The sequence below is a fragment of the Neisseria sp. P0006.S009 genome (assembly GCF_051962915.1).
GTDB classification, from domain to species: Bacteria; Pseudomonadota; Gammaproteobacteria; order Burkholderiales; family Neisseriaceae; genus Neisseria; species Neisseria subflava_E.
In genome coordinates this window covers 1-8,270 of the sequence record NZ_JBQCUV010000002.1, presented here as the reverse complement: position 1 = coordinate 8,270, position 8,270 = coordinate 1, and the positions used below count along the sequence as shown (strand labels likewise).

The window sequence follows — 8,270 nt, the reverse complement described above, 5'->3', positions numbered from 1 at the left end:
TACCGGCGCAACTGGTGCAACCGGTGCTGACGGTAAGAACGCTGAAGCCGATGTTAAAGACAACGGCGACGGTACTCATACTGTAACCATCAAAGACGGTAACGGTAACACCACTACTACCATCGTTAAAGACGGTGCAACTGGTGCCAAAGGCGATACTGGTGCAACCGGTGCCGACGGTAAGAACGCTGAAGCTGACGTTAAAGACAACGGCGACGGTACCCACACTGTAACCATCAAAGACGGTAACGGTAACACCACTACTACCATCGTTAAAGACGGTGCAACTGGTGCCAAAGGTGACACTGGTGCAGATGGTAAGAACGCTGAAGCCGACGTTAAAGACAACGGCGACGGTACTCATACTGTAACCATCAAAGACGGTAACGGTAACACCACTACTACCATCATTAAAGATGGTGCAACTGGTGCAGACGGTAAGAACGCTGAAGCCGACGTTAAAGACAACGGCGACGGTACTCACACTGTAACCATCAAAGACGGTAACGGTAACACTACTACTACCATCGTTAAAGACGGTGCAACTGGTGCCAAAGGCGATACCGGCGCAACTGGTGCAACCGGTGCCGACGGTAAGAACGCTGAAGCCGACGTTAAAGACAACGGCAACGGTACTCATACTGTAACCATCAAAGACGGTAACGGTAATACCACTACTGCTGTCGTTAAAGACGGTGCAACTGGTGCCAAAGGTGATACCGGTGCAGACGGTAAGAATGCGAAAGCCGAAGTTAAAGACAACGGCAACGGTACCCACACTGTAACCATCACCGATGGCGAAGGTAACACCACTACTACCATCGTTAAAGACGGTAAGAACGCTGAAGCCGAAGTTAAAGACAACGGCAATGGTACTCATACTGTAACCATCAAAGACGGTAACGGTAACACTACTACCACTATCGTTAAAGACGGTGCAACTGGTGCTAAAGGTGATACCGGTGCAGACGGTAAGAATGCGAAAGCCGAAGTTAAAGACAACGGCAACGGCACTCACACCGTAACCATCACTGACGGCGAAGGTAACACTACTACCACTATCGTTAAAGACGGTGCAGATGGTAAGAACGCTAAAGCCGATGTTAAAGACAACGGCAACGGCACTCACACTGTAACCATCACCGATGGCGAAGGTAACACCACTACTACCATCGTTAAAGACGGTGCAACTGGTGCTGCTGGTGCCAAAGGTGATACCGGTGCAGACGGTAAGAACGCTAAAGCCGAAGTTAAAGACAACGGTAACGGCACTCACACCGTAACCATCACTGATGGCGAAGGTAAAACCACTACTACCATCGTTAAAGACGGTGCAACTGGCGCTAAAGGTGATACCGGTGCAGATGGTAAGAATGCTGAAGCCGAAGTTAAAGACAACGGTGACGGTACTCACACTGTAACCATCAAAGACGGTAACGGTAACACTACTACTACTGTCGTTAAAGATGGTGCAACCGGTGCTACTGGTGCAGACGGTAAGAATGCTGAAGCTGAAGTTAAAGACAACGGTGACGGTACTCACACTGTAACCATCAAAGATGGTAACGGTAACACTACTACTACTGTTGTTAAAGACGGTGCTAAAGGTGATACTGGTGAAAACGGTAAGTCTGCTGAAGGTAAAGTTGAGCGTGATGAAGCAAAAGGTACTTCTACTATCACTATCAACAACTTCGATAAAGACGGTAAAGTCATCTCTACTACTACTGCAACCGTGAAAGATGGTAAAGACGGTAAAGATGGTAAAGATGCTGATGGCACCTTCGGCCTGGTTGACGAGACTGGTACTACTGACGGCTCTATCTCCAAAAAACTGAATAACACTATTCAGATTAAAGGTGATGCGGGTACTAAAGTTCAAGTATTCGACAAAGCAACCGGTAAGACTTCAGAGAAAGAAGTTCAAAACATCTTCGTTAAGAAAGACGGCGATGCGCTGAAAGTCAGCTTGAACCCTGATCTGACCGTTAACAGTGTTACTACTAACGAACTGAAAGCAGGTCCTGTAACCATCAACCAAGGTGGTATCGATGCCGGCAACACTACTATTAAAAATGTTGCTCCAGGTAAGAACGGTACCGATGCGGTTAACGTTGACCAGCTGAACCAAAAATTCGGCGATGTGAACAGCAATGTGAACAAGGTTGACAACAACGCCCGCGCAGGTGTGGCTCAAGCTCTGGCTACTGCCGGTCTGCCACAAGCTTACTTGCCAGGTAAGAGCATGCTGGCTATCGGTGGCGGTCACTACCGCGGTGAAACCGGTTACGCTGTCGGCTTCTCTAGCATCTCCGATGGTGGTAACTGGATCATCAAAGGTACTGCTTCCGGCAACTCACGTGGTCACTTCGGTGCTACCGCAGCAGTTGGTTACCAATGGTAATCTGACTTTCAGACGGCCTGAAAAGGCCGTCTGAAAAGACGAAAGCAAAGTAAATGCGGCCTATTTAGGCCGCATTTTTTTATGCTTAGATTATGTTTTGGGTTGATTCGATGAATTAATCGTTATAGTAGCTAAAGAGAAATGAATATATCTTTAGCAGACTGTTGTAATTTAAAAGGCCATCTGAAGCATCATTGGATGTTTCAGACGGCCTTTCATTTATTCGCACTATATGGCATTAATCCCAAATATTTGCGCGTTCGACTTCTTTCCATGCGTCTAGAATCAGGCTGCCGTCGTTGTCTTTTAGCAAGGCGGCATCTGAGAGCATACGGCGCCAAGTACGGGCATTTTTTAGGCCGTGCATTAAGCCTAGTGCATGGCGGACGATGTGGCGTAGGATGGTGCCGCGCCCTGAGGCGATTTGTTCGCGGCTGTATGCGTATAGCCAAGCTGCTAAATCTGCGTATTGGATTGGTGTGTGTGTGTCGTTGTAAAACAGTGCATCCCAATCACGCATCAGCATTGGATTGTGATAAGCCTCGCGCCCAATCATGACACCATCGACAAATTTCAGATGTTCGGCGATTTCTTCGTTGGTGGTGATGCCGCCGTTAATCAAAATTTCCAAGTCGAGAAAATCTTGTTTCAAGCGGTAGACGTATTCATATCTGAGTGGTGGGACTTCGCGGTTTTCTTTCGGGGATAAACCGTCCAGCCAAGCATTGCGTGCATGGACGATAAATGTGCGGCAGGCTGTTTTTTTGTGTAATGTTCCCACAAAATCTGCCACGACTTGATATTCTGTCTGTCTGTCTACGCCGATGCGGTGTTTGACCGTTACCGGAATTTCAACTGCATCCTGCATCGCGTTCAAACAATCTGCCACTAAATCTACATCATTCATCAGGCAAGCGCCGAAAGCGCCTTTTTGTACGCGTGGGCTGGGGCAGCCGCAATTTAGGTTGACTTCATTATAGCCATACGCTTCAGCCGCTTTGGCAGCGATTGCCAAGTCATGCGGATCTGAGCCGCCAAGCTGTAAAGCTACCGGTTGCTCGCCTTCGTTGAAACTCAAAAAGCGGTCTTTATCTCCGTAAACCACCGCGCCTGAGTTGACCATTTCGCTATAAAGCCAAGCATTGCGTGTAATTTGTCGCGCCATAAAGCGATAGTGTCGGTCTGTCCAATCAAGCATGGGGGCAACAGACAAGCGGCGGGAAGGTAGGGAAGAAGCAGGCATTGAGATGACTTTCAAACAAAATAATGCATTATATAGTGTATTAAATTGACTTTCGATATCGGCCGGTAAACCAAAATGATATATAAGGTATCACTGGATGCAGCTGTGTTGTAGCTGAGGCTAAATCCATTCATGGTGGTGGAAATCCAATATTCAGACGGCCAAATAAGTTTTAAAATACCAAACAGCAAACCATTAGAATGATAAGGAAAAAAACATGGCACAATTTTTCGCCATCCATCCCGATAATCCCCAAGACCGCCTCATCAAGCAAGCCGCCGATATTGTCCGCAGTGGCGGCGTCATCGTTTACCCTACGGATTCCTGCTATGCGCTGGGCTGCAAACTGGGCGACAAAACCGCGATGGAGCGCATTCTCGCGATTCGTAAAATCGATCAAAAACACCATCTGACCCTGATGTGTGCCGATTTGAGCGAATTAGGTACTTACGCCAAAGTAGATAATGCCCAATTTCGCCAGCTCAAAGCAGCTACGCCCGGCAGTTATACCTTTATCCTGCAGGCAACCAAAGAAGTACCCAATCGCACGCTTCACCCCAAGCGCAAAACCATCGGCCTGCGTGTTCCCGATAACGCCACTGCCTTGGCGCTTTTGCAAGAATTGGGCGAACCTATTTTAAGTTGCACCCTTATGCTTCCTGAAGACGAAGAGCCATTGACTGATCCATACGAAATTCGAGACCGTCTTGAACATGCTGTCGATCTGGTTATTGATGGTGGCTGGTGCGGTACTGAGCCGACGACAGTTATCGACATGACCGATGGCACTGAGCTGATTCGTCAAGGCAAGGGCGATATTGCCGTATTCGGTTTGTAAAACCATCCGCGTCTGTATAAGTAGGGATATGCGTATTCTTTCTATGACGTATTAAAAGCATATTGCCAATTTTATTGATAGCTCAAAAAACAAATTATTCAATTAAGCAATTGTTCAAAATCATTTCATCAAAGGCTGTCTGAAATCTTTCAGACGGCCTTTCCCATTTTTTTTAAAAATAATTCATTTTAAATAAAATTCCGAGCGATTGGCACGTTGCTTGCATGATTACTGTGATTGCTAATGACTTGTCGACGGAATACAACATTACGCTTATTAATAAAAACATGACTGGAGAACTTTTGATGATTGGTTTTTCTGTTCAAACGTCATGATTTTGTTTAAAAATTAAAGATAATCGGTTGATATTTTAGACTAGCGGATATTTTGTAAGTATGAAATACTATACCGTTGCGGGATAGTCAAAAGCCTAAATTTTGTCTCAAAGTGACAATAAACGTCAGCTTGAGATAAGCATTTTGCTGGGAAACCCCCGCATAAATTCTTAAAGTAGCGTCATGCTCATGCTCACGCTTTTACCTATCATAAAAAGAGAAAGACACACCTATGAATAAGATATTTAAAGTTGTTTGGAACCGTACGATTCAATCTTTTGTCGTAACTTCCGAATTGGCCAAAGGCCGTGTGAAATCGTCTGCAGAACAAAACAGTACAGATGTATCTGCCGAATCCGGTAAAAATGGTATCGCGACAGTTTTCAGATTGACAGTAATTTCGGCAGCTCTTTTTGGGGCAAGCAATGCATATGCGGCAACTGCTCAGGTTGGACGAATTGAAGTTGATAACACAACTAGTGCTACTGCGATCAGTGGTGCAACAGCAACAGGTCCTGGTGCATTAGGGGTAGGATTAGCGGCACAAGCCAATCAAGGTAACGCTATTGCCATAGGTAATTCAGCCCAAGCTCAAACTGGAAATACCATTGCCATCGGTAAAAGTGCAGTGGCAAATTCTCCAGCTTCGGGTAATGCAGCATCAAGTGCTATTGCACTTGGTGCAGACGCGAATGCAACCGGACTTGGTACGATTGCTATTGGACGTGCATCTGAGGTTCTCTCCCAAAATAGTATGAATGTGAATGTAACTCACAATAATATTGCTATTGGTAATACGGCTCGAGTAGGCGATTCAAGTAGTTCTAAGATAACTCAGGCTATTGCTATTGGTTCAGGTAACCGTGTTGATCCACAGGGCAGACCTGAGGGTGCGTGGGCAAAGGGAGACCAATCTATTGCGGTTGGCGGCAATGTCTTGGCTAATGGTAATTCATCTGTTGCTATTGGTGGTGATGATTTAGATTCGGTAGGTGGTACTCGATATTCTGGCAATGCAACGGATAAATTCATCAAATATAATGAAAAAGGTGCAAAGACCGGTGAATATACGCTGAGCGGTAAAAGTCTGCGTGATATTTATAAAGAGATGACTGGTGATACGATGAATTACGGTTCTTATGGTAATACTATTGCCGGTCAAGGTTCTGTTGCATTGGGTGTGCAGTCTAATTCATCTGCCGATTTGTCTTTGGCCATCGGTACTAAATCTCAGGCGACTGCCTTTGGTGGTGTAGCTTTGGGTACAGGTGCGAAGGCTACTTTGCTGAACTCTGTGGCTTTGGGTACGGCTTCTAAAACCGATAAAGAAGGTCAGGCATACGTTCAACGCGAAATTATGGGTGTAACCTACACTTGGGCAGGCGGTGCAACTACCGATGCCGGTGATGTTGTGTCTGTTGGTTCTAAAGGTTACGAACGCCAAATCATCAATGTATCCCCTGGCGATATTTCTGCTACTTCTACTGATGCCATCAACGGCTCTCAACTTTATGGCGTTTTGAGTGCAATTGAGCGTGTCCGCTATTTCTCTGTTAAGTCAGAAGAAGGCAAAACTGACGGTACGAAAAACTGGAACAATGACGGTGCAAAAGCAACCAATTCGATTGCCATCGGACCGAATGCGGCAACAAGCACTGGTGCGACGGGTAGTGTTTCCTTGGGTCATAATGCCAACGTACTTGGCGAAGATTCTGTTGCTGTTGGTCCAAATGCAACGGTAACTTCGAGAACTGTTGGCGCTGTTGCCTTAGGCTCTAATGCCAATTCCCGCGGTACAGGTTCTATCGCCATAGGTTTGAATACAGAAAATAATTACAACTACTCTGTAGTCGTCGGTGCTCACAGTAGAGCCAACTATGGAAATGCAACCGTTGTCGGTGCAAGGGCAGCAGCACAAAATAACGGTACGGCAATGGGCTATTTGTCCAATGCAGTCGGTGATGATTCTGTTGCAATCGGTCATCAGGCACAGACAACGCAAGCTTATTCTATCGCCATTGGTAAACAGGCAAACAGTTCAGGCCTTTATTCCACCGCTATTGGTTCCTCAGCCCAAGCTGCCGGGCAGAATAGTTTTGCCGGTGGTAATAATGCAAAAGCAACTGGAAGCGATTCAGTTGCTTTGGGTAGTGGCGCGACAACTACGATCGGTAGCTCCGTTGCATTGGGTAATGGTGCTGTTGGCACTGCCAATAATTTTGATGCAACAGCTAAAAATGCAACATTCAAAAACGATAGCGGTACGACGACTAATGTCAGCTATGCAGCTTCTTCATCTGCTAAAACAGGCGCGGTTTCTGTAGGCAGCGCAGGCAATGAACGCCAAATTCACAATGTTGCCGCAGGCCGTATTTCCGCCACTTCGACTGATGCGGTCAATGGTAGCCAGCTGTACACCGTTATGAACAATGTTGGACACAATATCCAACAAAACGGTACAGACAAATCTCGTATCAATAACAACGGTACAGTCAACTACGCCGATGGCAATTTGACGACCGTTGCAATCACCGATGGCGAGAATGCATCAAAAGTTCAAATCAATGTCACTCAAGGCACATTGTCTGTCGATAATAATGGCACAGTGTCCGCACCGACTGCCGGTGTAGCGACTGCCGGTGATGTAGCCAATGCCATCAATAATGCCAAAACCACAACCAAGGTGGAGGCAGGCAGTAACGCGCACGTTAATAAAACAACTTCAGGCAAAGAAACCACTTATACCGTCAGCGCAGATAAAGCAACGGTACAAGTTTCCAATGCTTTGAATTTGACTTCCAATACTACAACTGCAGCCGATGGTGCAGTCACAACCGACTACAGCATCGACTTGGCGCAAGACACCAAAGACGACATCCAAAAAGGTGTGGATGCCAAAACCACCGTTGACAGCAAAGGCCTGACCTTCAACGGCGACAGCGGCAGCACCAATATCGAAAAACTCGGTTCTACCGTGACCGTTGCCGGCGACGACAACATCACCACCGCAGCCCAAGGCGACACAGTGACCGTCAAGCTGAACAAAGACCTAGTGGTAGACAGCGTCAAAGCCGGCGATACCACCGTTAACAACGACGGTGTGAAAGTAGGTGACGATGTCGCATTGACCCAAGACGGCGTTAAAGCAGGCGACGTCAAACTGACCCAAGACGGCGTTAAAGCAGGCGACGTCAAACTGACCAAAGACGGTTTGAACAACGCCGGCAACAAAGTGACCAACGTAGCCGACGGTGACCTCAATGCCAACAGCAAAGATGCCGTTAACGGCAGCCAACTGTTTGCGACCAACCAAAACGTAGCCAACAACGCCGCCAATATCGCCAAAGGCATCAACTTCGGCGGTACCACCGGTAGCAACAACTACGCATTGGGCGACACCATCAATGTCAAAGGCGACAGCAACATCATCAGCGAAACCGTAGCCGGTGG

General features: G+C 46.9%; 4 protein-coding genes. 3 read left to right on the top strand and 1 reads right to left on the bottom strand.

The window, feature by feature from the left end; all coding sequences use genetic code 11:
- Positions 1–2,404: YadA family autotransporter adhesin (locus ACTHTK_RS03845; RefSeq protein ID WP_440379743.1), on the top strand; the 2,404-nt coding region annotated here is incomplete at its 5' end.
- 238 nt (positions 2,405–2,642) lie between these two features.
- On the opposite strand, the gene dusA is transcribed toward ACTHTK_RS03845, so the two are convergent.
- Positions 2,643–3,647: a tRNA dihydrouridine(20/20a) synthase DusA gene (gene dusA, locus ACTHTK_RS03840; protein WP_107724253.1), complete on the bottom strand. Its 1,005-nt coding sequence runs from the start codon at positions 3,645–3,647 to the stop codon at positions 2,643–2,645.
- 217 nt (positions 3,648–3,864) lie between these two features.
- Here dusA and ACTHTK_RS03835 point away from each other — a divergent pair, with 217 nt between their 5' ends.
- Together ACTHTK_RS03835 and ACTHTK_RS03830 are read left to right on the top strand one after the other, a co-directional pair.
- Positions 3,865–4,485 (top strand): L-threonylcarbamoyladenylate synthase, encoded by a 621-nt coding sequence (locus tag ACTHTK_RS03835; protein WP_070826359.1) that lies wholly within the window; start codon positions 3,865–3,867, stop codon positions 4,483–4,485.
- A gap of 567 nt (positions 4,486–5,052) precedes the next feature.
- The coding region (locus ACTHTK_RS03830; protein ID WP_440378608.1) for an ESPR-type extended signal peptide-containing protein at positions 5,053–8,270 on the top strand (3,218 nt) is incomplete at its 3' end.

Coding starts and splice junctions, on each gene's coding strand:
- ACTHTK_RS03835 (WP_070826359.1), top strand. CDS start 3,865: ATGGCACAATTTTTCGCCATCCATCCCGATAATCCCCAAGACCGCCTC.
- dusA (WP_107724253.1), bottom strand. CDS start 3,647: ATGCCTGCTTCTTCCCTACCTTCCCGCCGCTTGTCTGTTGCCCCCATG.